General features: G+C 40.0%; 24 protein-coding genes. 12 read left to right on the forward strand and 12 right to left on the reverse strand.

Translation table 11 applies throughout. The annotated features are described in order from the left end of the window. The 3 genes from TZ90_RS01600 (at window position 1) to TZ90_RS01615 (ending at window position 3,594) form a co-directional block, all read left to right on the forward strand. On the forward strand, window positions 1-744 hold the full coding sequence (locus tag TZ90_RS01600) for a 16S rRNA (uracil(1498)-N(3))-methyltransferase (RefSeq protein ID WP_045611096.1): 744 nt from the start codon (window positions 1-3) through the stop codon (window positions 742-744). A gap of 10 nt (window positions 745-754) precedes the next feature. Further along, entirely contained in the window at window positions 755-2,551 is a 1,797-nt protein-coding gene (gene pepF / locus TZ90_RS01605) for an oligoendopeptidase F (RefSeq protein ID WP_045611098.1), read from the forward strand. A gap of 251 nt (window positions 2,552-2,802) precedes the next feature. Then, complete coding sequence (locus TZ90_RS01615) at window positions 2,803-3,594, forward strand: DUF2785 domain-containing protein (RefSeq protein ID WP_045611099.1); 792 nt, start codon at window positions 2,803-2,805, stop codon at window positions 3,592-3,594. A 107-nt stretch (window positions 3,595-3,701) separates the two neighbouring features. Here the strand turns inward: TZ90_RS01615 and TZ90_RS01620 are convergent, their stop codons facing one another. Then, complete coding sequence (locus TZ90_RS01620) at window positions 3,702-4,466, reverse strand: (S)-acetoin forming diacetyl reductase (protein WP_000048147.1); 765 nt, start codon at window positions 4,464-4,466, stop codon at window positions 3,702-3,704. A gap of 255 nt (window positions 4,467-4,721) precedes the next feature. Between TZ90_RS01620 and TZ90_RS01625 the strand changes: the two genes are divergently transcribed. After that, window positions 4,722-5,390: an MIP/aquaporin family protein gene (locus TZ90_RS01625; RefSeq protein ID WP_045611101.1), complete on the forward strand. Its 669-nt coding sequence runs from the start codon at window positions 4,722-4,724 to the stop codon at window positions 5,388-5,390. Between the two features lie 57 nt (window positions 5,391-5,447). Here the strand turns inward: TZ90_RS01625 and queF are convergent, their stop codons facing one another. From queF to TZ90_RS01660, 7 genes are all read right to left on the reverse strand, one after another. Further along, window positions 5,448-5,939 carry a preQ(1) synthase gene (gene queF, locus TZ90_RS10340; protein ID WP_000082587.1) on the reverse strand — a complete coding sequence of 164 codons (492 nt, stop codon included), beginning with the start codon at window positions 5,937-5,939 and terminating at the stop codon, window positions 5,448-5,450. Between the two features lie 18 nt (window positions 5,940-5,957). Then, the gene (gene queE, locus TZ90_RS10345; RefSeq protein ID WP_045611102.1) at window positions 5,958-6,674 is read right to left on the reverse strand and encodes a 7-carboxy-7-deazaguanine synthase QueE; all 717 of its coding nucleotides are present in this window, start codon (window positions 6,672-6,674) and stop codon (window positions 5,958-5,960) included. Then, a complete protein-coding gene (gene queD / locus TZ90_RS01640) occupies window positions 6,667-7,110 on the reverse strand; it encodes a 6-carboxytetrahydropterin synthase QueD (RefSeq protein ID WP_033681471.1) in 444 nt (147 codons plus the stop codon). The genes queE and queD overlap by 8 nt, the downstream gene beginning before the upstream one ends. Beyond that, window positions 7,110-7,763, reverse strand: coding sequence for a 7-cyano-7-deazaguanine synthase QueC (gene queC / locus TZ90_RS01645; protein ID WP_000828768.1), 654 nt, complete (start codon window positions 7,761-7,763; stop codon window positions 7,110-7,112). The genes queD and queC overlap by 1 nt, the downstream gene beginning before the upstream one ends. A gap of 201 nt (window positions 7,764-7,964) precedes the next feature. Beyond that, window positions 7,965-8,279, reverse strand: a complete 315-nt coding sequence (gene trxA / locus TZ90_RS01650; RefSeq protein WP_001029581.1) for a thioredoxin — start codon at window positions 8,277-8,279, stop codon at window positions 7,965-7,967. A gap of 15 nt (window positions 8,280-8,294) precedes the next feature. After that, window positions 8,295-8,516 (reverse strand): DUF4649 family protein, encoded by a 222-nt coding sequence (locus TZ90_RS01655; protein WP_045611104.1) that lies wholly within the window; start codon window positions 8,514-8,516, stop codon window positions 8,295-8,297. Between the two features lie 100 nt (window positions 8,517-8,616). Then, the gene (locus TZ90_RS01660; RefSeq protein ID WP_045611106.1) at window positions 8,617-8,997 is read right to left on the reverse strand and encodes a MarR family winged helix-turn-helix transcriptional regulator; all 381 of its coding nucleotides are present in this window, start codon (window positions 8,995-8,997) and stop codon (window positions 8,617-8,619) included. A 296-nt stretch (window positions 8,998-9,293) separates the two neighbouring features. Between TZ90_RS01660 and TZ90_RS01665 the strand changes: the two genes are divergently transcribed. The 4 genes from TZ90_RS01665 (at window position 9,294) to TZ90_RS01680 (ending at window position 13,479) form a co-directional block, all read left to right on the forward strand. Further along, window positions 9,294-9,668 (forward strand): CidA/LrgA family protein, encoded by a 375-nt coding sequence (locus TZ90_RS01665; RefSeq protein WP_000781325.1) that lies wholly within the window; start codon window positions 9,294-9,296, stop codon window positions 9,666-9,668. Further along, window positions 9,665-10,360 (forward strand): LrgB family protein, encoded by a 696-nt coding sequence (locus TZ90_RS01670; protein WP_001288952.1) that lies wholly within the window; start codon window positions 9,665-9,667, stop codon window positions 10,358-10,360. The genes TZ90_RS01665 and TZ90_RS01670 overlap by 4 nt, the downstream gene beginning before the upstream one ends. 390 nt (window positions 10,361-10,750) lie before the next feature. Continuing rightward, on the forward strand, window positions 10,751-11,962 hold the full coding sequence (locus tag TZ90_RS01675) for a radical SAM/SPASM domain-containing protein (protein ID WP_235285494.1): 1,212 nt from the start codon (window positions 10,751-10,753) through the stop codon (window positions 11,960-11,962). 56 nt (window positions 11,963-12,018) lie between these two features. Then, entirely contained in the window at window positions 12,019-13,479 is a 1,461-nt protein-coding gene (locus TZ90_RS01680; RefSeq protein ID WP_000826208.1) for an ABC transporter ATP-binding protein, read from the forward strand. A 200-nt stretch (window positions 13,480-13,679) separates the two neighbouring features. Here the strand turns inward: TZ90_RS01680 and gggC are convergent, their stop codons facing one another. The 4 genes from gggC to TZ90_RS01700 form a co-directional block, all read right to left on the reverse strand. After that, on the reverse strand, window positions 13,680-15,227 hold the full coding sequence (gene gggC / locus TZ90_RS01685) for a streptosactin export ABC transporter GggC (RefSeq protein WP_045611110.1): 1,548 nt from the start codon (window positions 15,225-15,227) through the stop codon (window positions 13,680-13,682). Window positions 15,228-15,366: 139 nt separating this feature from the next. Then, window positions 15,367-16,131, reverse strand: coding sequence for a membrane protein (locus TZ90_RS01690; RefSeq protein ID WP_045611112.1), 765 nt, complete (start codon window positions 16,129-16,131; stop codon window positions 15,367-15,369). Between the two features lie 15 nt (window positions 16,132-16,146). After that, window positions 16,147-16,842, reverse strand: coding sequence for an ABC transporter ATP-binding protein (locus TZ90_RS01695; protein WP_000054197.1), 696 nt, complete (start codon window positions 16,840-16,842; stop codon window positions 16,147-16,149). A gap of 4 nt (window positions 16,843-16,846) precedes the next feature. Next, window positions 16,847-17,212, reverse strand: coding sequence for a GntR family transcriptional regulator (locus TZ90_RS01700; RefSeq protein WP_000119155.1), 366 nt, complete (start codon window positions 17,210-17,212; stop codon window positions 16,847-16,849). A 139-nt stretch (window positions 17,213-17,351) separates the two neighbouring features. On the opposite strand from TZ90_RS01700, the gene nrdR reads away from it, so the two are divergent. The 4 genes from nrdR to TZ90_RS01720 are packed head-to-tail and all read left to right on the forward strand — an operon-like array spanning window position 17,352 to window position 20,602. Next, complete coding sequence (gene nrdR / locus TZ90_RS01705) at window positions 17,352-17,825, forward strand: transcriptional regulator NrdR (protein WP_001203672.1); 474 nt, start codon at window positions 17,352-17,354, stop codon at window positions 17,823-17,825. Further along, a complete protein-coding gene (locus TZ90_RS01710) occupies window positions 17,826-18,995 on the forward strand; it encodes a DnaD domain protein (protein ID WP_045611114.1) in 1,170 nt (389 codons plus the stop codon). After that, on the forward strand, window positions 18,996-19,892 hold the full coding sequence (gene dnaI, locus TZ90_RS01715; RefSeq protein WP_045611115.1) for a primosomal protein DnaI: 897 nt from the start codon (window positions 18,996-18,998) through the stop codon (window positions 19,890-19,892). It begins immediately after the preceding gene. Continuing rightward, the gene (locus tag TZ90_RS01720) at window positions 19,889-20,602 is read left to right on the forward strand and encodes an NADPH-dependent oxidoreductase (RefSeq protein WP_045611118.1); all 714 of its coding nucleotides are present in this window, start codon (window positions 19,889-19,891) and stop codon (window positions 20,600-20,602) included. The genes dnaI and TZ90_RS01720 overlap by 4 nt, the downstream gene beginning before the upstream one ends. Window positions 20,603-20,609 lie beyond the last annotated feature (7 nt).

The raw sequence follows: 20,609 nt of genomic DNA on the forward strand, positions 1-20,609 counted from the left end.
ATGCAGCAGTATTTTGTCAAGGGGAGTGCAGTCTCTCCTGTCACCATCGAGGACAAGGAAACCAGCAAGCATATGTTTCAGGTTATGCGCTTGAAAGAAGATGATGAGGTGACCTTAGTCTTTGATGATGGTATCAAGCGTTTGGCGCGCGTCTTGGATGTTGAAAATCGTCAGTTTGAGTTGGTTGAAAAGTTAGCTGACAACGTGGAATTACCAATCCAGGTGACCATCGCATCTGGCTTTCCCAAGGGAGATAAGCTGGAGTTTATCACTCAAAAAGTAACCGAACTGGGTGCCAGTCAAATCTGGGCCTTCCCTGCCGATTGGTCCGTTGCTAAGTGGGATGGCAAGAAATTGGGTAAAAAGGTTGAAAAACTAGAAAAAATTGCCCTTGGAGCAGCAGAACAAAGCAAGCGTAATGTTGTTCCAAGTATTCAGCTTTTTGAGAAGAAAGCAGATTTTCTAGCCCAACTTGACCAGTTTGACCGCATCGTAGTGGCTTATGAAGAGTCGGCCAAAGAAGGTGAAGCCACTGCGCTTTTACAAGCAGTTACTGGACTCGAGAAGGGAGCTAAATTGCTCTTTATCTTTGGTCCAGAGGGCGGTCTCTCACCTGCAGAAATTGAGAGTTTCGAAGCTAAGGGATCAGTCTTAGCAGGACTTGGCCCTCGCATTTTGCGAGCAGAAACAGCACCACTTTACGCTTTATCAGCCCTTAGTGTTTTATTAGAATTAGAGAGATAAGAGGAAGAAAATGGAACAAAAACACCGTTCAGAATTTCCAGAGAAGGAACTTTGGGATTTAACAGCCCTATACCAAGACCGTGAGGATTTCTTGCGTGCAATCGAGAAGGCTCGTGAAGACATCAATCAATTTAGCCGTGATTACAAGGGCAATCTTCATACTTTTGAGGATTTTGAAAAGGCCTTTGCGGAATTGGAACAAATCTACATTCAGATGAGCCATATTGGAAACTATGGCTTTATGCCTCAGACGACAGACTATAGCAATGACGAATTTGCCAATATTGCCCAAGCTGGCATGGAATTTGAAACAGATGCCAGCGTAGCCTTGACCTTCTTTGACGATGCCTTGGTGGCAGCAGACGAGGAAGTCTTGGATCGTTTGGGGGAATTGCCACATTTAACAGCTGCCATTCGTCAGGCCAAAATCAAAAAAGCCCACTATCTGGGGGCTGATGTGGAGAAAGCCTTGACCAATCTAGGTGAAGTTTTCTACAGTCCACAGGATATTTACACTAAAATGCGAGCTGGGGACTTTGAAATGGCTGACTTTGAAGCTCATGGTAAGACCTACAAAAACAGCTTTGTGACCTATGAAAATTTCTACCAAAATCATGAGAACGCTGAGGTTCGTGAGAAATCTTTCCGTTCCTTCTCAGAAGGTCTTCGTAAGCACCAAAATACGGCTGCAGCAGCCTATCTAGCCCAAGTCAAGTCTGAAAAACTACTGGCAGATATGAAGGGATATGACTCTGTCTTTGATTATCTTCTGGCTGAGCAAGAAGTGGACCGTGCTATGTTTGATCGTCAGATTGACCTCATCATGAAGGATTTTGCGCCCGTTGCTCAGAGATACCTCAAGCATGTTGCCAAGGTCAATGGTCTTAAAAAGATGACCTTTGCAGACTGGAAATTGGACTTGGACAGCGCCCTTAATCCTCAAGTGACTATTGACGACGCCTATGATTTGGTCATGAAGTCCGTAGAACCTTTGGGACAAGAATATTGTCAGGAAGTTGCTCGTTATCAAGAAGAGCGCTGGGTGGACTTTGCTGCCAATAGTGGCAAGGATTCTGGCGGTTATGCGGCGGACCCATATCGTGTGCATCCTTATGTTCTCATGAGCTGGACTGGTCGTTTGAGCGATGTCTATACCTTGATTCATGAAATCGGGCATTCTGGTCAATTCATCTTTTCAGACAATCACCAAAGCTACTTTAATGCCCACATGTCGACCTACTATGTTGAAGCACCGTCAACCTTCAATGAATTACTCCTCAGTGACTACTTGGAGCACCAATCTGACGACCCACGTCAAAAACGCTTCGCTTTGGCTCACCGTTTGACAGATACATATTTCCATAATTTTATCACTCACCTTTTGGAAGCAGCCTTCCAGCGTAAAGTGTATACATTGATTGAAGAAGGGGAGACCTTTGGAGCAAGCAAACTCAACAGCATTATGAAGGAAGTTTTGACAGATTTCTGGGGAGATGCTATTGAAATTGACGACGATGCGGCTCTGACTTGGATGCGCCAAGCTCACTACTATATGGGCTTGTATAGTTACACTTACTCTGCTGGTCTTGTTATCTCGACTGCGGGTTACCTCCATCTGAAAAACTCAGAAACTGGAGCTGAGGACTGGCTCAATCTCCTTAAGTCAGGTGGTAGCAAGACACCGCTTGAGTCAGCCATGATTATCGGAGCGGACATTTCAACGGACAAACCACTTCGTGATACCATCCAATTCTTGTCTGATACGGTTAATCAGATCATCGCTTACAGTGCCCAGTTGGGAGAGTAGGGGAATAGAAAGGTAGGTAATTCTTATGCTGATGATATCTGGATTGTTAAGCGTCATTATATTTGGCTTAGCTGTAGCTATTTTCAAAAACGCCGTTGAAGGTCGTGATGTTAAATTTGAACTTGCTGTAGAGTTGATATTGATAGTTATTTACTTCATTGTATATCAGATTGTGTTTAATTGAGAATTCAATATTATGTCATTTAAGGCTGGTTTTTTGAACAGCTGCTAGAAATGTAGAGGTATTGAGCATGTATCAAGAGTTACTTAGAAAAATAACAGGAGAAAAACCAAGTTATAACCAGGAAGAAATCCAATGGTTGCTTGATCATTTGGGAGATTCTTCTCCAGAAATTCGCGATGACCTTGTTTTTACAAGCTTTGCTAGAGGGATTCAGGAAGAGCTATTTACACAGGAACAATTTCATTTCATTGCTGAAGGGATTTCATCTGATGGAGGGTTAGATAAAGAGATTGATAAGGTAGGCTTGTCAACACTTGAACGTTCTTTTAGGGCGCTTATTTATGCAAATCTCTTGTCTGCTGATGCCAACCAGCAATCGATTTTCTATCAGAGATTAAAAGTAGAAATTCGTAATGTCCTTTTAAATCAAGGCTTGCACTATCTTTCAAAAGAAAAGGATACAACGGGTTTTTCAAGTCAGTATGGTTGGGTTCATGCTTTTGCACATGGAGCCGATTTACTGACAGAGGTAGTTTGTCATCCAGACTTTCCTAAAAACAGAGTTCATGAAGTATTTGATATACTTGGCCAACTATTTAAAAGAGTTTCGATTCGCTTTACAGATGATGAGGATTGGCGTTTAGCAAGAGTGATCTATGAACCTATTTTACAAGGGAAGTTGGAGCAAGAGCAAGTAGCTTCTTGGATAAAAGCTGTTGATTTTCCGATAGAAGAAAGGGAGGATTTTTACAAATTTTCAAACTTTAAGTCCTGTCTGTTGGAAGTCTATGTTCAACTTGACCAGAGAAATAGTTTACAAGATGACTTGAAAGACGCTATCCAGTCTTTTCAATACTAAGGATAAGCTAATATTATTTATTGAAAGAGTTTCTATTGTATCCTCCTAACTAATAATGAAAACTAATAAAAGAGGTTGAATCATTTTCCAACCTCTTTTTGTGTATCTTAATGGAATTGCATACCACCATCAACGATAATAGTTTGTCCTGTAATGTAGTTTGAATCCGGTCCTGCAAGGAAGCTGACGGCTGCAGCCACATCTTCTGGTTCAGATAGACGTTTTAGAGTAATATCTTTTGCAAATGTCTGCATACCCCATTCGTCATCTTTTCCTGCATTTTTACCAACTTCATGAGCGATATCGTACATCATTGGTGTTTTCACAATACCTGGTGCGTAGGCGTTAACAGTAATGCCTGAGTCTGCTAAATCACGTGCTAATGTTTGTGTGATTCCGCGAACAGCAAATTTGGTTCCACCGTAAACAGTTAGATTTGGGTTACCGACGACACCAGCTTGAGAGGTGGCGTTGATAATTTTACCTCCGTGACCAAGTGCTTTAAATTGTGCTTGTGCAGCTTGTGACCCCCAAATGACACCACCAACGTTGATACCGAAAGTACGTGTAAATTGTTCCTCAGTAATTGTATCAAGAGGAGTAGTTGGAGCAACACCAGCGTTATTTACGACAACATTCAAATCACCAAAATGGTCAACAACCTTTTGAAATGCTTGTGCAACTTCTGCCTGTTTCGAAACATCGGCCACGACAGCAAAGGCATTTTCAGCTGATAATTCGGCAACAGCTTTTTCAGCTGTTTCTGGATTGTAGTCTAAGACTCCTACCTTAAAGCCATCTTGAACCAATCGTTTTGCGATTGCAAAACCGATTCCTTGACCTGCACCTGTGACAATAGCAACTTTAGACATATGATTCCTCCTTGGTATCCACGATACCATTCAAACGTTCATAAAAGAACAGAAAAGTTGTAAAAATTAGTTCAAATTAGGGAATAAATAACTTATTAGAACTATATTGACATTATATACCTTTAGAAAAAATGTTTCAAATAAACACTACCGTTTTTATAGAATTTTATCCTGAAAATTTCCAAACAATTTTCTTGAAACCCTTTCCTACTTTTGATAGACTAGTATCTAGTTTTTGAAAAAAGGAGAAAGAAAATGAAAAAATTTGTCGCTGAATTAATCGGTACGTTCATGCTTGTGTTCGTTGGGACAGGAGCTGTTGTTTTTGGAAATGGTCTTAATGGCCTTGGTCACCTTGGAATCGCCTTTGCCTTTGGTCTGGCAATCGTGGTTGCTGCTTACTCAATCGGAACTGTTTCAGGTGCTCACTTGAACCCAGCTGTTTCGATTGCTATGTTTGTAAACAAACGTTTGTCATCTTCAGAGCTTGTAAACTACATCCTTGGACAAGTAGTTGGAGCTTTCCTTGCGTCAGCTGCGGTATTCTTCCTCTTGTCTAACTCAGGCATGTCAACTGCTAGTCTTGGTGAAAATGCCTTGGCAAACGGTGTCACTGTCTTTGGTGGATTCTTGTTTGAAGTCATCGCAACCTTCTTGTTTGTCCTAGTTATCATGACTGTAACATCAGCAAGCAAAGGTAATGGTGCAATCGCTGGTTTGGTGATTGGTTTGTCATTGACAGCTTTGATTCTTGTGGGATTGAACATTACTGGGCTTTCAGTAAACCCAGCTCGTAGCTTGGCACCAGCTGTCTTGGTAGGTGGCGCAGCCCTTCAACAAGTTTGGATTTTCATCCTTGCCCCAATCGTTGGTGGAGTTCTTGCAGCCCTTGTTGCTAAAAACTTCCTTGGAACAGAAGAATAATTGAAACTCAAAAAGCCTTGCTCCTCATCTTGAGGAACAGGGCTTTTTCGTATGAGTTTAACGGTTGTCAATTTTCTCTGGATAAAGGTCGTGTTGGAAGAGGCGTTGTTCTGCCAAGCCTTCATACTTAGTTCCAGGCTTACCGTAGTTGTAGTAGGGGTCAATTGAGATGCCACCGCGCGGAGTGAATTTTCCCCAGACCTCTAAATAGCGAGGGTCTAGCAAGTTGACCAAGTCTTTCCCAATGGTGTTGATACAGTTTTCGTGGAAATCTCCGTGGTTTCGGTAGCTAAATAGATATAGTTTGAGAGATTTTGACTCGACACAGAGCTTGTCAGGAATATAGGAAATATAAATCGTCGCAAAGTCTGGTTGAGCAGTGATGGGACAAAGAGAGGTAAATTCAGGACAGTTAAATTTGATGAAATAGTCATTTTCCACATGACGATTGTCAAAGGATTCGAGAACTTCTGGTTGATATTCGAAAATGTAGTTGGTTTCTTTGTTGCCTAGTAGGCTTAGGTTTTTCATTTCTTCTTGTTGTGACATGATTTTTTCTTTCTAATCTTAAACACCACGTTGATTATCGTAGAGGAGGGTATGGAGTTGAGGAAGGACGCGGACATTGCCCCAGCTATCGTCAGTAGCGACGCGTTCCCAGAGTTCTTTGAGACGGTTCAGTTGATCTTGGATAATATTGCCTGTGGCCTTGGGCTCAGGATTTCCAGCCGATAAGAAGAGCACATCTGGTTGGTAGCGTTCTTGTATTCCTTTAGCAAAGGCTAAATCTGCATCATCAAAGACAGGGATTTTAAAGGTGACCTTGTCTGGATCAAGTTGGGAAACGATAAAGTCCAGGGTCTCAAAGTTGACTTCCATCTTGGATGAAGGAGGTTTGGGACTCAGAGTGACCTGGTCGATGTCTTTCAACCAATTTTGCCAGCGAGAGCCTTGAGTTTCAACAGCCAGAGTGACACCACGTTCCTTGAGTTTGGTGACCAGCTCAGCCATGTTGGCTGCTAGGATAGCAGGATTTCCCCCAGATAGGGTTACATAGTCGTAGCTCCCTAATTTATCCAAGGCAGCAATGACCTCGTCAGCAGTCATACGAGTTGGCTTTTCAGAGCCATCCCAAGTGAAGGCAGAATCGCACCAGTCGCAGTGGTAGTCGCAACCAGCAGTGCGGACAAACATGGTTTTCTGCCCAATTGCACGACCTTCACCTTGAAAAGTTGGGCCGAAAATTTCCAGAACTGGTAGTTTGAGGACACGTTCCCTAGTCATCTAACCACTCCCGTCTAAACTCCGCAAAGGCAGTCGGAGTCTCATAGAGGCGAACGTATTCCAAACGGAGACCACGTTCGTCTGGCAACTCTTGGTTCATGGTTTGGAAAATCCAGTAAACCATATTTTCAGCAGTCGTGTTCATATAGGGAAGAGTTTCATTGAGATAGCGATGATCCAAGTGGGGTTCTAAGTAGTTCTTGTAGATTGCTTTGATGTCTCCGAAATCGTAGGTCATGCCACGTTCATCTAAAAATCCACTAACAGCAATCTGCAGATGATAGGTGTGGCCGTGCAGGGATTTGCATTTTCCCTCATAGTGAAAGAGGTGGTGGGCAGCATCAAAGGTAAATTCTTTGGAGACTAGAGTCCGATAAGGATTGTAAACGAGAGATTCTCCAGTTTCCTGTTTGATTTCTTTGGGTGCAAAAAACATTAGGCCTCTCCTTTCTGTGAGAGATAAACATCTAACCCATGTTGACGTAGGTGGCAGGCTGGGCAATCTCCACAGCCACTTCCGATAATCCCGTTGTAGCAGGTTAAGGTCTTTTCACGAACATAGTCAAAGGCACCGAGTTGGTCGGCTAATTCCCAAGTTTCAGCCTTGTCTAGCCACATGAGAGGTGTTTGGATAACAAAGTCGTAATCCATAGCAAGGTTGAGGGTAACATTAAGGGATTTGACAAAGACATCTCGACAATCGGGGTAGCCTGAGAAGTCTGTCTCGCAGACACCTGTCACGATATCTTTAATGCCTCGTTGCTTAGCAAGGACTGCCGCAAAGGATAGAAAGAGGTGGTTGCGACCATCAACAAAGGTATTGGGAACCTCCCCCTCTTTTTGCTCAATCTCTAGATCAGAAGTCAAGGCATTCTCAGTGATTTGCCCCAGCAGAGACATATCTAGGATATGATGACGGATCCCCTGTTCCTTAGCAATTTCTCTAGCGACTTGAATTTCGAGGTGATGGCGTTGGCCGTAGGCAAAGGTGACGGCTTCAACGGTTTCATAGTGTTCTTTAGCCCAAAAGAGGCAGGTTGTAGAATCTTGACCGCCACTAAAGACGACCAAGGCTGATTGACGTTTCATAGTACTCCTTCCAAAATGGGGAATGTTCAGAGCACGCAAAAAGCTCCCTTGAGGGAGCTAAAAAATACCAAGTAGAGGTTTTTTTTAGCGATGGCATGTCCCAAACATCGTAATATTCTACATACAGTCTAGCATATTTTTTGAAAAATGGCAAAAGGCAAGAAAAAAGAGACCAAAGAAAGTACTTGGTCTCTAATGTGATTAGCTCAATTCAGCAACGATGGCCTTGATTTGTTCTGCAGTATGAACACCTGCAACTTGTTTGACAACTTGGCCGTCTTTTTTGAAGAGAAGGGTTGGGATAGACATGATTCCAAAAGCACGAGCTGTGTTTGGATTTTCATCAACGTCCATTTTAACGATTTTCAAGACATCCTCTGAAAGTTCTTCAGACAATTTATCCAAGATTGGACCTTGCATACGACATGGACCACACCAAGTTGCCCAGAAGTCTACCAAGACCAAACCGTCTTTTGTTTCTTGTTCGAATGTTGCATCTGTAATTGCTTTTGCCATTGTATTTCTCCTTTTTTAGTTATATTGGCTTAAATCTTGTTTCTTGAGATAGAAGAAGATATCTCCATAAGTCCCATGGTAGTCCAAATCATGACCGTTGTAAGTTAATTTTTGGACGGGGTAGTAGTCTGCGACGCCGATAAGGCAAGCTTGTTGTGAACGATCAAAGTCTTCATAAGAATCGAAAGTTACAATTCTTTCATTCTTGCTGGCATCTAGATAGGTAATTTCAATCATGTTTAAAACTCCTTTGTTTAATGATGATTTTATTTTACTCCTTGTAAAAGAGAATGTCAAGAAAAATGATTGCGCACGCAACTTTTTTTCTAAAATCATCTTAAATCAAGAAATCCAAACCAGTTTCCAAGCTTTCTTCGACAGCTTTCTGTAGAGAGGCCAGTGTCTTTTGCCCATCACCTGTCAGGCAGATAAAACTAGAGCGTCTATCTTGATCACAACACCTGCGACTAAGTAGACCGCAATTTTTGGCTTCCAAGCGAGCCACCATCCGAGAAACAGCGCTCGGGCTCAGATGAAGTTTATCTGGCAGGTCAATCTGGCGTAGAGATTTTTCTTGAGCCAAGTCCAGATAGTAGAGCAGGTAAAACTCTTTCAAGGTCAGACTTTGCTCGCTCTGCTGGGCAATAGTCTCTTCCAAGAGACTTTCAATTTCTTTCTGACGACGATTGAAGTCAAACCATTTTTCCAAGTAGGTCATAGTATCTCCTTTCTTTTTAGAGTTATAATTTTAGAGTTATAAATAGAAGAATGTCCATTCACGGACAGTTTTTGTATCACAAGATGATTGCGCATGCAATAATTATACTACTTTTCAAAAGAGCTGGCAAGAAGGACGCTGGAATATTTTATCCTAAATCATGCCTGTTTTCACAAGTCAAGAATTGGTTGTATCCCCTTTCCTCTCTAAATTTTAATGACTCTTGTGCATTTCCTTGAAATTTTCTGAAAAAAGAGTAAACTGGTATGCAAGAAGTCTATTTCGTGGAGTTTAGGATGAAATTATATGTTCAATTAATGATTCTCTTTGTGATTTCTCTAATCGGAGAGGGGATCTCTAGTTTCTTTCATTTGCCCATCCCAGGCAGTATTATCGGTTTGATTATTCTCTTTCTAGCCCTACAATTCAAGTGGCTGAGAACCAGGCATGTCAACATGGTGGGGAATTTCTTGCTGGCCAATATGACCATTCTCTTTTTGCCGCCAGCAGTGGGAATCATGGAGAAGTTTGATGTGATTGCTCCCTATCTTTTACCAATTGTTTTGATTGTCTTTTTTGCAGCTGTTATCAATATTATCCTCATAGCCTTGGTGGTTCAGTTTATCAAACGACGGTTTGAGGGAGATTATGAGAAAGGAGATGCCAAATGAGTGAATTTGTTTCCAATCCCCTATTTGGGCTTGCCCTGTCTATCCTAGCTTATCTAGTGGGAATGCTGATTTACAGACGTTTTCCCCATCCATTGACAACGCCCTTGCTTTTGTCAGCTGTTTTCATTATCATCTTTCTAAAGGTGACGGGGATTTCTTACCAAGATTACTACCAGGGTGGGGTTTATCTGAACAACTTGATTGTCCCATCGACCGTGGCTCTAGGGATTCCGCTTTATAAGAGTTTTCACTTGATGAAGCACCATGCTCGTAGTATTCTCTTTGGTAGTCTGCTAGCGGTAGTGGTCAATACCTCTTTCACAGCCCTTGTGGCCAAAATCTTTGGCATGGACTTTTTCCTAGCCATTTCTCTTTTTCCTAAGTCAGTAACAACCGCCATGGCAGTAGGAATTACAGAAAAATTGCAAGGTTTGACGACTGTGACCTTGGTCGTTGTAGTGGCAACTGGGATTTTAACCAGTGTTATCGGCCCAACCCTTTTGAAGTGGTTGAAAATTGACGATCCGGTAGCAGTCGGGCTTTCCCTTGGAGGAACAGGGCATGCAGTCGGAACAGGAACAGCCTTTCGATACGGCTCTGTAGCAGGAGCCATGGGTGGTTTGGCTATTGGTGTTACAGGTATTCTCTACGTCTTTGTCAGCCCCATTGTAGCCAGTTTGATATTGAGTTAAAAAATTAACGGCAAAATTTCGAAATTTTAAAAATTTTTCAAAAAAATACTTGACAATCTACATGAGAAGATATACAATGAAGCCGGAGAAAACGGATACAAAATAATTTTTACTTAACAGTATATGAGATTTTTCTTTTCTATAAAAGAATTATACGTATAATAAATTTTTTAAAAAAGGAGGGAGAGCGATGCTTAATTTGACTGATGTTATCAAAGTTGTTAAAAAAGGTCACCTAGCCTCAGTATAGCAGCATCCAGATAAATGCCCAGGGTGTTATCGTTAGATTGCCTTGAGTTGCTTATGTAAAAGCGATAATTTATCACTTTACTATTATAATGATGAGGCTGAGGGGGATCCCCTCAGCCTTTTTAAAGCGGGAGATAAGTTATGGAAACAATTTATTCTTTTTCTACAGATGATGTAGTTTATTTAAAAAATTTATATACAGGATCTATTTGTGAAATTGATGAGGAACTATTCAAGAAGTTATCTTTAAAAGAATTCCCTTACTTGATAAGTGAGATTGATAAACAAGTGCCCTTTATTCACTCTAAACGAATAGTAGAGGGAGATGAATTATCACTATATATAGTTACAACTATGTCGTGTAACTTGACTTGCTCTTATTGTTTTGAGAATGATAAGGATAGGAAACCGTCCTTAAGTAGTGAGTATGACGGTAAAAAGATTGTGAATTTTATATTAGATGAACTCAATTTTAAGAAGTATAAATCTCTGGATATCTGTTTTACTGGTGGTGAACCATTATATAACTTTCAGTTTATACGAAATTTATGTGAAACTTTAGATGAGAAACTAGCTATTCCTATTTCGTATACTTTGATTACAAATGGAACGATATTCACAAATAAAATAATGTCTTTTCTTGACTGTCATAATTTCGCTATTCAAGTTTCTTTTGATGGTGATGAGCACTATCATAACCTAGAAAGATGCAATCGATTAGGGAAAGGAACTTATCATAGAATCATAAATAACTTGTCAGTTATGTTGGAAAAGTATAAAAATTTATCCATTCAGGCTAGAGTTAACATATCTAAAAGAAATTATATATCTATCCAGAAATTATTTTTAGATTTAAAAAAGTATACAGAATTTGAAAATTTTAATCTTTATTTTGATTTTGTAGCTGTACCTAACGATTCAATTTTATATATTGATAGTGAAACTAAAAAGAAGATTTGTCTAGATTTATTGCTGTTTTTATCAAAGGAAAATATACCGTATTATCATGATTTAAAAATAGGAGGGTACTGTATGTTCAAAAATCAAGATTCTCTTACAATTCATGCCAACGGTAACTTATATAAATGTTATTCATTAGTAGGGAATGAAAACTATCAGTTGGGAAGTATTGGTCAAGTTACTAATGAATTAACAGGTCTGGGAAGCATGTGTCCTTATAAAGATTGTGCTTATTATGAATTTTGTTATGGAGGTTGCCCATTTAATACATTTGTAAATAATGGGAAGATGGAACGCGATTGTCAGTTTGACTATTTAGAGTGGTTTCACAAGATTGTATTTTTAGATGAATTAGGATTATTGACAAAGGAGGATGTTGAAGGGACTATCTAACATATATCTGTTCATAAAATATATGTTGATAAAAATTTAACTATGGAGGCATGCAGATGAAAAGATTGTTATCCTATAACAATAAAGTGCTATTTCTAAAAAGCTTTATTTTGAATACCCTTGTTACTATACTAACTGTAGCTATTCCTTATATTAGTAAGTTATTTATTGACCATATTCTATCTCAGAAAGTTCATGCTATGATTGTTTACGGGGTGCTTTATGTAGGAATTTCTCTGTTTATTCAAGTTTTATATTATTTTTGTGATGTGCTTCAAGGAGAATCAGAATCGTATGTTTGGCAGAATATTTGCCAAAAAACTGCTGAAAATATCCAGCTCTATGATATGGTAGAGACAGAATTGTCTGAAGCTACCATTACACAAGAATTAGGGCAGACCTATGAGCTGTTAAAACGATTTTTTAACGAATATCCTGTTGCTCTTCTCCTGTACTTGATACGAGCACTTGTGATTATAGGGATTTTATGGAGTATTTCTCCTACTATTGCTGTGATGATAGGTATTTTGATACCTGTATTTATCTTTATTTCGCAGAAATATAGTGGACGACTATCTAAGCTTGGTTCCGATACAGTGAATTGTATGAAGGATATACGCGATTATCTAGTGGATAGCTATAAACTCATGCCTAGTATGCGATTTTCAGCTCATTCTAGCTTGATTGATTTCTCTCCCTTGGTGAAAAAATATATTTTATGTAAAAATAAGGAAGTGAGAATGACTTCTTTATTTGAAAATTTTCTTTCCTATGCATTTTTGAATTTTATGATTATGATGACGACGATTATATCAGGTTATCAGACTTATAAAGGTTGGATTACGATTGGTGATCTAATGGCTATCCAACTATATATTTCACAATTTTGGACACCTATTGAATACTTCCTTGATGTTTATAAGGAGTACTCGGGAAGTAAGAAAATTATCGAAAATTTTATCAATTTTTTGGAACCTGTTCAGATTTCGTATGAGTCTATTCCAATTTTAGAGATAGTCTTAGAAAAGTATGTTAGCTTGGGGAGAGATGGTGAAGAACTGCATGAGCCACTAACAACTCGTTTAGAAAAAGGACATATTTATCGTATTGTTGGAGAAAATGGTGTTGGTAAGACGCGACTGATTTTAGCGATAGTAGGTTACAGCATGAATTATCATGGTGAGATTTACTTACCTAATTATAGAAAGAATTCGAATTTTTCATACTGCCCTGCAGAACCTATTGCGAGTCGATTTTATAAAAATGAATTGAGTCAAGGTGCATCCATGGGACAACTAAAATTGTTGCAGTTGCAAGAAGCAGTAGCGGTGGAGAAAGATGTTTATATTTTTGATGAGCCAAGTAATTTTTTAGATTCACAAAACAAGAAAAAAGTCGTGCAAATCCTGTCCGACTTGTTAGCAAAACAAAAGTTAGTGATTTTGATTAGTCATGATGATGATTTAGTCGATTTTCCAACAGAAGTTATCACTCTTCAATCATGTGACAGTGAGTAAGGAAAAGTATAACTTTATTGAGTTTAAGAAATAGATTAGTAAGAATAGACTGGGTAAAAAGTCTTTAAAATCAGAAAAATGCATAATATCAGGTGTGCAAAAACTTGATATTATGCGTTTTATTTTGGTAATATTAATTCATTTTCTCCTGAAATTGAGTTTTTGCCTAGCCTTCTTTTTAAATCGTATGTTATAGACTATTACTTTTCTCTGCTTAAATGAATGACTTGGTCATAGTGTTTTAAGTCTTCTTCCGTATAGTGGTGAATGACTTCAATGACTGTCTGAGGTAGGGAGAAGAGCAAGTCGCTAATTTTTCTGCTATTTTCCAAGTCAAGATTGGCCTTAATTTCATCTGCTAAGATGAGTTGGCTATCGTGGTAGAGGGCACGAGCGATTTCAAGGCGTTGTTTCTCGCCACCAGATAGACTATCATTACTGAGTGTTCGATTTTTCAAATGTTCTAATCCTGTTTTTTTGAGGATGTAATTTAAACATTCCTCCTTTTTATCCAGTCCTAGAAGGATATTGTCTTCCAGAGAGAGCGTGTCAAAGTAATGGCTATCTTGGAGGATATAGGAGCTGATGCCCGTGATTTCTTGACGTGATAGCTTTTGACCAGCAAAGCTAATCTGTCCACTTGTCGGTGTCTCTTCTCCATGAATGATATTGAGCAGGGTTGTCTTACCAGAGCCACTTTCCCCGATAATGGCAATTTTTTCTCCTTGCTTAATGTACATGGAAATCGGAGACAGGAGGCTATTCCCATCTTTTTCTAGGGAGATGGTGTTAAGCTGGATAGGGAAAATATTTTCTATGCTTCTAGGCGAGATGAAGTTAGACTGGCCCAAAAGTTTTTGGTATTTGTTGAGAAGAGTTCTATTCGCTTTTCGGGTGTTGGTAAAGTAAGCCAACTCTTGGAATTGATAACCGATATTATGGGAAACCAGATAGATGGCCACAAAACTCGCCGCATCTAAATAACCATAATAGGTCATAAAGCCACCGATGACGATTGGTGTGACAGAACAAAAGGCATCGATGCTATTGATCAAGAGACTGTTTAAAGTTCGTTGCTTTTCATAGTTGATTTCGGCGTCTAGACTGGTTTGTAATTGCTTTTGATAGCGAGCAAAAAAGTAGTCTTGCCCCTGATAATGGCGAATTTGTTGGCTACCACCAATAAAATTTGTCAAGCTTGCTAAGTAGCTCTGGTTAACAGTGGACCGCTTTTCAGAAAGTGAATCCAAACGCTTTGATCCAATAGCACTGCAGAGTACAGGAAAGGAGTAGAAGAGGATGAAAATCAAGCCCAGGTAAAAATTGGTCCATAGGGCATAGAGAATGGACACAGTTGTGAAGCCAAGAGAAGAAATGATGATGACCGTTGGCTCAATATAGTTTTCTTCTAGTTGCTTGACGTCGTTTTCTAGGTCAGACAAAATATCCTTTTCATCAATCTCATAACTGTTTAAAAATCGCTTGAAAATAGCACTCTTGATTCCATACTTGAAGTCAGTAATCAAACGAGCGTAGTAATAGCGTTTCCCTGCCAAACCTAATAAGAGGATGAGATTACCAAGGATTCCTAGAATCAGAACTTTCCAAAGAAGGCCTAGTTCTTGATTGGTAAAACTGGCAACAATATTCTGAACAAGGGCTGGTGTGATAATTGCTTCCAGCCAAGTAATGGCAATAGAAAAGAAGTAAAGTACAAGGTACTTTTTAGTAACAAATCTTCTAACCATAAAGAGTTACCCTCCTTATCGATATACATGGAATCAGTTTTTAAAATTATTATACTCCTTTTTATAAAATACGTCATATAAAAATGGAAGTCTTAAGGACGAAAAAAGCCTAGCGAGTTATTGTCGCTAGACTCTGAAATTATTGCAAATTAACCTTGTTTTTCAAGATGTAGTAGGTTCCGAGATAAAAGATAGCTATGAATATGAGTTCTTCAACAATGCCTACGCTTGCTCCCATATAGAAATTATCATTGAATCCTGCAAGTGAATTAATATAGAAGTTAGTACTGGTATTGAAGAAAACTTCAATAAATCCAATGACGATTTGGATACCGATGTAGGCTGCAACAGCGAGTGCTGTACGGTATTCATTGAAAAGTTGTCCGATGGAAATAGCCAAGTAGATGCAGAGGATTCCAGAAATGGTATTTAGTAGGAAGGATAAGACAGTAAGACCAAAGCCGGTAAAATGTTCTGCAACAAATGACAGAAGAGTAGAAAGTTGAACTTCATCAGAATTTGTTGATAATAAGATAATATAGACACATAGGAGTAAGACAGCAGTGCTAATCAACGACCAGATAAAGGCACCGATTAGTTTGGCTGTGATGATATGGTGTTCAGAAACTGGCAAGGTTAAAGTCAGATAGCCTTGTCGGTCATAGACACTTCCTTTGAATCGTTTAATAATCAAGAAGATAGTTGAAATCACAAGTGTAACCATCAAACCACCAAAGACAGTAGATAGAAAAAAAAGTAGAACAGATAGATTTTTTTCAGGTAGTTTGATTAAGGATTGTGTCTGAATTCCAATAAGAACAGAGAGGAAGAGAACAGCACCATAAAGAGCTAAATACCACTTGTTAACATTTTTAAATTCGTAGCGAACTAAATTCCAAAACATAATAATCTCCTTTGCTTAGGCTTTAAATTCCTGACGGAAGAGTTGGTCAATGGATTCACCTGACTCATAGCGAATATCATCTACATTTCCTTGACGGACGACTTTTCCGTCTTTGAGGAAGACAATTTCATCTAAGATTGGCTCGATATCAGAAATCAAGTGGGTAGAAATCAAAACGGTAGAAGTTGGGGAGTAGTTGTTGATAATAGTATTGAGGATATACTCACGGGCTGCTGGGTCCACCCCACCAATGGGTTCATCCAGAACATAGAGACGAGCATCACGGCTCATAACCAAAATCAGTTGTACCTTTTCTTTGTTTCCTTTTGATAGTTTCTTGAGACGACTATTTTCATCAATGCCTAGGTCTGCAAGTAGATGATGGGCGCGTTCAAGATTGAAATCTTTATAGAAGGTCTTGAAATAGGTTAGGGCTTCTTTGACCTTCATTTGTTCATTAAGATAGGTCGTATCCGGCAAATAAGCTACGATAGCCTTGGTTGCTGGGCTTGGATCCATGTCGTTGATGAGGACACGTCCTTGATCTGGTTGTAAGAGACCATTGATTAGTTTAATCAGGGTTGTTTTTCCTGAGCCGTTTGGCCCAAGGAGACCAACAATTTTTCCAGCTGGGATGTCAAGGGAAACATTTTCAAGGGCTGGTGTTGCTCCATAAGATTTGGATACATTTTCAAATGCTAGTAATGACATAGGCTTAAACTCCTTTAATATAATCGCCGACTACGCCTGGTAGTTCTTCTTTTTCATAGCCAAAGTGGGTCATGGAGGAAACGAAGTGTTCCAATTCTTCTTCGGATAGTTGTTTGCGCGATTGGGCGATCAGTTCCTTATCCTCAGTCACAAATCGTCCAGTTGTGCGCTTGCTGTAGACAAATCCTCCTCGTTCAAGGTCTGACAAGGCTCTTTGGATGGTGTTGGGATTGACACCGGCCTCGCTAGCTAGCTCTCGCACGGTTGGAAGTTGTTGATTGGGTTCCAGCGTATGGGAAACAATCTGAAGCTTGATTTTCTCCATAATCTGTAAATAGATGGGTTTTTTGTTGTCAAATGTCCAGGACATCTTGGTCTCCTTTCTTTTATCTCTTTGTCTTAATTAAATAATACAACAAAACAAAAAACTTGTCAAGCAAAAAGAAGAATTGTTTTGGGAATCGTTTAAAAAATGGTATAATTAAAAGAAAACGATAAGGAGGGAAAGGATGCGTTGTCCAAAATGTGGGGCTACCAAGTCAAGTGTTATCGATAGTCGCCAAGCAGAAGAAGGGAACACTATTCGTAGAAGACGTGAGTGCGACGAATGCCAACACCGTTTTACAACCTACGAACGAGTAGAAGAAAGAACCTTAGTGGTTGTTAAAAAAGATGGCACGCGGGAACAATTCTCCAGAGATAAAATCTTTAATGGGATTATCCGCTCAGCCCAGAAACGTCCTGTGTCAAGTGATGAAATCAACATGGTAGTCAATCGTATCGAACAGAAACTCCGTGGTCGAAATGAAAATGAAATTCAAAGTGAGGACATTGGTTCACTCGTCATGGAGGAGTTGGCTGAATTGGACGAGATTACTTATGTACGTTTTGCCAGTGTCTATCGTAGTTTTAAGGATGTTAGTGAGTTAGAGAGTCTGCTCCAACAAATCACTCAGTCCTCTAAAAAGAAAAAGGAAAGATAAATGAAGCCAATTGACCGTTTTTCTTATCTAAAGAATAATCGGGTGTCGCAAGATACCTCATCTCTGGTACAGTGCTACCTCCCGATTATCGGTCAGGAGGCACTGAGCCTTTATCTTTATACAATCAATTTTTGGGATAATGGTAGAAAGGAATACCTCTTTTCAAGTATTCTTAACCATCTTAACTTTGGGATGGATAGACTGATAAAATCCCTGAAAATCCTATCTGCTTTCAATCTCTTGACCCTCTATCAAAAAGGGGATACCTATCAGCTAGCCCTTCATGCTCCTCTATCTAGTCAAGACTTCTTGGAGCATCCTGTGTATCGTAGGCTTTTAGAGAAAAAGATTGGCGATGCAGCTGTGGAGGATTTGAAAGTTGAAAATGCTGAGGGAGAAGAAATACCTGTCTCCCTCAATCAAGTCTTTCCAGATTTGGCAGAGCTGGGAAGTCAAGAAGACCTTGGTATTAAGAAGAAAGTGGCTAATGATTTTGATTTGGACCATTTTCGTCAGCTGATGGCTCGAGATGGGCTTCGTTTTGCGGATGAACAGTCCGATGTTTTAAACCTGTTTGCCATTGCGGAGGAAAAGAAATGGACTTGGTTTGAGACCTATCAATTGGCCAAGTCAACAGCTGTTTCCCAGGTTATTTCAACCAAACGTATGCGGGAAAAAATCGCTCAAAAATCTGTTTCCTCTGACTTTAGTCCTAAGGAAGCAACCATTATCAAGGAAGCCAAAAGTAAGACTGCCTTGCAGTTCTTGGCAGAAATCAAGCAAACACGCAAGGGAACCATTACCCAAACAGAAAGGGAACTCTTGCAACAGATGGCTGGTTTGGGCTTGCTGGACGAAGTTATCAATATCATTCTCTTATTGACCTTTAATAAGGTGGATTCGGCAAATATCAATGAGAAATATGCCATGAAGGTAGCCAATGACTATGCCTATCAAAAGATTCATTCGGCAGAAGAGGCAGTCTTGCGGATCCGTGAGCGTGGGCAAAAGAATCAGGCTCAAAAAAGCAGTAAACCCAGTCCTACCAAGTCCAATGTACCCAAGTGGAGCAATCCAGATTATAAAAATGAAACCAGTGAGGAAACTCGTCTGGAATTAGAACGTAAGAAACAAGAACTATTAGCTCGATTAGAAAAAGGAGGAGATTAGATGGAAAGTGTCGGAGACGTACTCAAACGTCAACCTAGCCGTTTTCATTATCAAGATTTGGTCCAGAAAATCATGAAGGACCCTGATGTTGCGGCCTTTATCCAGCAAGAATCCTTGACTCCAGAGGAATTGAATCGCAGTATCTCCAAGTTTAATCAGTACATCACCGAGCGCGACAAGTTCCTTCGTGGTGATACGGATTATATTGCCAAAGGCTACAAGCCGATTTTGGTTATGAATCATGGCTATGCGGACGTTTCTTATGAAGAAACTCCTGAACTAATCGCAGCGGAAAAAGAAGCGGCTATTAAGAACCGTCTCAAGTTAATCAATCTGCCAGCCAGTCTCAGGAAAGCTAGTTTGGCTCAAGTAGACTTGGATGATTTGGGTCGCTTGCCAGTTTTTGAAAAGCTATTAGCCTTCGTGGAACAATATCCAGCTATTCGAAAAGGTCTTTACTTATATGGAGACTTTGGTGTGGGTAAAAGTTTCATGGTGGCTGCCCTAGCTCATGATTTATCAGAAAAACGTGGTGTTTCCTCCACTCTTCTCCACTATCCTAGCTTTGTCATTGATGTTAAAAATGCTATCGGTGATGGTAATGTTAAGACCTTGGTGGATGAGCTTAAGCTTTCTGAAGTCCTGATTTTAGATGACATTGGTGCCGAGCAATCAACACCTTGGGTGCGTGACGAAATCCTGCAAGTCATTCTTCAATATCGGATGCAGGAAAATTTACCGACCTTTTTCACCTCCAACTTCAACTTTGAAGAATTGGAGCTGCATTTTGCTAAAGGGAAAAATGGAAATGACGAAACCTGGGAAGCCAGACGAGTCATGGAACGCATCCGTTATTTGGCTGAGGAGACTCGTTTAGAAGGAGTGAACCGTCGATGACAGAAATAATCAAATTAATGAAGGCTCATACTTCAGTGCGCAGGTTTAAAGAGCAAGCCCTTCCTCAGGAAGACTTGACTGAAATCCTGACAGCAGCCCAGATGGCCTCGTCTTGGAAGAATTTTCAATCCTACTCTGTGATTGTGGTACGAAGTCAAGAGAAGAAGGATGCCTTGTATGAATTGGTACCTCAAGAAGCCATTCGCCAGTCAGCTGTTTTCCTTCTCTTTGTCGGAGATTTGAACCGAGCAGAAAAGGGAGCCCAGCTTCATACCGATTCATTCCAACCCCAAGGTGTGGAAGGTCTCTTGATTAGTTCGGTCGATGCGGCTCTTGCTGGTCAAAATGCTCTGCTGGCAGCTGAAAGTTTGGGCTATGGTGGTGTCATTATCGGTTTAGTTCGATACAAGTCAGAAGAAGTGGCAGAGCTCTTTAACCTGCCTGACTACACCTATCCTGTCTTTGGGATGGCATTAGGTTTACCAGATGAAGAACATGAAGTCAAACCTCGCTTGCCATTGCATCAAGTGGTGTTTGAGGAAGAATATCAGGAACAAACAGTTGATGTGATTGAAGCTTATGACCGTGTACAGGCGGACTATGCTGGAGCGCGTGCAACCACAAGCTGGAGTCAGCGTCTAGCAGAACAGTTTGGTCAAGCTGAACCAAGCTCAACTAGAAGAAATCTTGAACAGAAGAAGTTATTGTAGAAAGTGA

It is taken from the genome of Streptococcus mitis (assembly GCF_000960005.1).
Taxonomy (GTDB): domain Bacteria; phylum Bacillota; class Bacilli; order Lactobacillales; family Streptococcaceae; genus Streptococcus; species Streptococcus mitis_CK.

What these genes read in the sequence shown, in the direction of transcription:
- TZ90_RS01690 (WP_045611112.1), bottom strand. Translation starts at nt 16,131, where the DNA reads ATGTTTTGGAATTTAGTTCGCTACGAATTTAAAAATGTTAACAAGTGG.
- TZ90_RS01695 (WP_000054197.1), bottom strand. Translation starts at nt 16,842, where the DNA reads ATGTCATTACTAGCATTTGAAAATGTATCCAAATCTTATGGAGCAACA.
- queF (WP_000082587.1), bottom strand. Translation starts at nt 5,939, where the DNA reads ATGTCACAACAAGAAGAAATGAAAAACCTAAGCCTACTAGGCAACAAA.
- TZ90_RS01655 (WP_045611104.1), bottom strand. Translation starts at nt 8,516, where the DNA reads ATGATTGAAATTACCTATCTAGATGCCAGCAAGAATGAAAGAATTGTA.
- TZ90_RS01700 (WP_000119155.1), bottom strand. Translation starts at nt 17,212, where the DNA reads ATGTCCTGGACATTTGACAACAAAAAACCCATCTATTTACAGATTATG.
- queC (WP_000828768.1), bottom strand. Translation starts at nt 7,763, where the DNA reads ATGAAACGTCAATCAGCCTTGGTCGTCTTTAGTGGCGGTCAAGATTCT.
- TZ90_RS01710 (WP_045611114.1), top strand. Translation starts at nt 17,826, where the DNA reads ATGAAGCCAATTGACCGTTTTTCTTATCTAAAGAATAATCGGGTGTCG.
- TZ90_RS01660 (WP_045611106.1), bottom strand. Translation starts at nt 8,997, where the DNA reads ATGACCTACTTGGAAAAATGGTTTGACTTCAATCGTCGTCAGAAAGAA.
- TZ90_RS01625 (WP_045611101.1), top strand. Translation starts at nt 4,722, where the DNA reads ATGAAAAAATTTGTCGCTGAATTAATCGGTACGTTCATGCTTGTGTTC.
- queE (WP_045611102.1), bottom strand. Translation starts at nt 6,674, where the DNA reads ATGACTAGGGAACGTGTCCTCAAACTACCAGTTCTGGAAATTTTCGGC.
- TZ90_RS01620 (WP_000048147.1), bottom strand. Translation starts at nt 4,466, where the DNA reads ATGTCTAAAGTTGCTATTGTCACAGGTGCAGGTCAAGGAATCGGTTTT.
- TZ90_RS01665 (WP_000781325.1), top strand. Translation starts at nt 9,294, where the DNA reads ATGAAATTATATGTTCAATTAATGATTCTCTTTGTGATTTCTCTAATC.
- pepF (WP_045611098.1), top strand. Translation starts at nt 755, where the DNA reads ATGGAACAAAAACACCGTTCAGAATTTCCAGAGAAGGAACTTTGGGAT.
- TZ90_RS01600 (WP_045611096.1), top strand. Translation starts at nt 1, where the DNA reads ATGCAGCAGTATTTTGTCAAGGGGAGTGCAGTCTCTCCTGTCACCATC.
- TZ90_RS01615 (WP_045611099.1), top strand. Translation starts at nt 2,803, where the DNA reads ATGTATCAAGAGTTACTTAGAAAAATAACAGGAGAAAAACCAAGTTAT.
- gggC (WP_045611110.1), bottom strand. Translation starts at nt 15,227, where the DNA reads ATGGTTAGAAGATTTGTTACTAAAAAGTACCTTGTACTTTACTTCTTT.
- nrdR (WP_001203672.1), top strand. Translation starts at nt 17,352, where the DNA reads ATGCGTTGTCCAAAATGTGGGGCTACCAAGTCAAGTGTTATCGATAGT.
- TZ90_RS01670 (WP_001288952.1), top strand. Translation starts at nt 9,665, where the DNA reads ATGAGTGAATTTGTTTCCAATCCCCTATTTGGGCTTGCCCTGTCTATC.
- queD (WP_033681471.1), bottom strand. Translation starts at nt 7,110, where the DNA reads ATGTTTTTTGCACCCAAAGAAATCAAACAGGAAACTGGAGAATCTCTC.
- dnaI (WP_045611115.1), top strand. Translation starts at nt 18,996, where the DNA reads ATGGAAAGTGTCGGAGACGTACTCAAACGTCAACCTAGCCGTTTTCAT.
- TZ90_RS01675 (WP_235285494.1), top strand. Translation starts at nt 10,751, where the DNA reads ATGGAAACAATTTATTCTTTTTCTACAGATGATGTAGTTTATTTAAAA.
- TZ90_RS01680 (WP_000826208.1), top strand. Translation starts at nt 12,019, where the DNA reads ATGAAAAGATTGTTATCCTATAACAATAAAGTGCTATTTCTAAAAAGC.
- TZ90_RS01720 (WP_045611118.1), top strand. Translation starts at nt 19,889, where the DNA reads ATGACAGAAATAATCAAATTAATGAAGGCTCATACTTCAGTGCGCAGG.
- trxA (WP_001029581.1), bottom strand. Translation starts at nt 8,279, where the DNA reads ATGGCAAAAGCAATTACAGATGCAACATTCGAACAAGAAACAAAAGAC.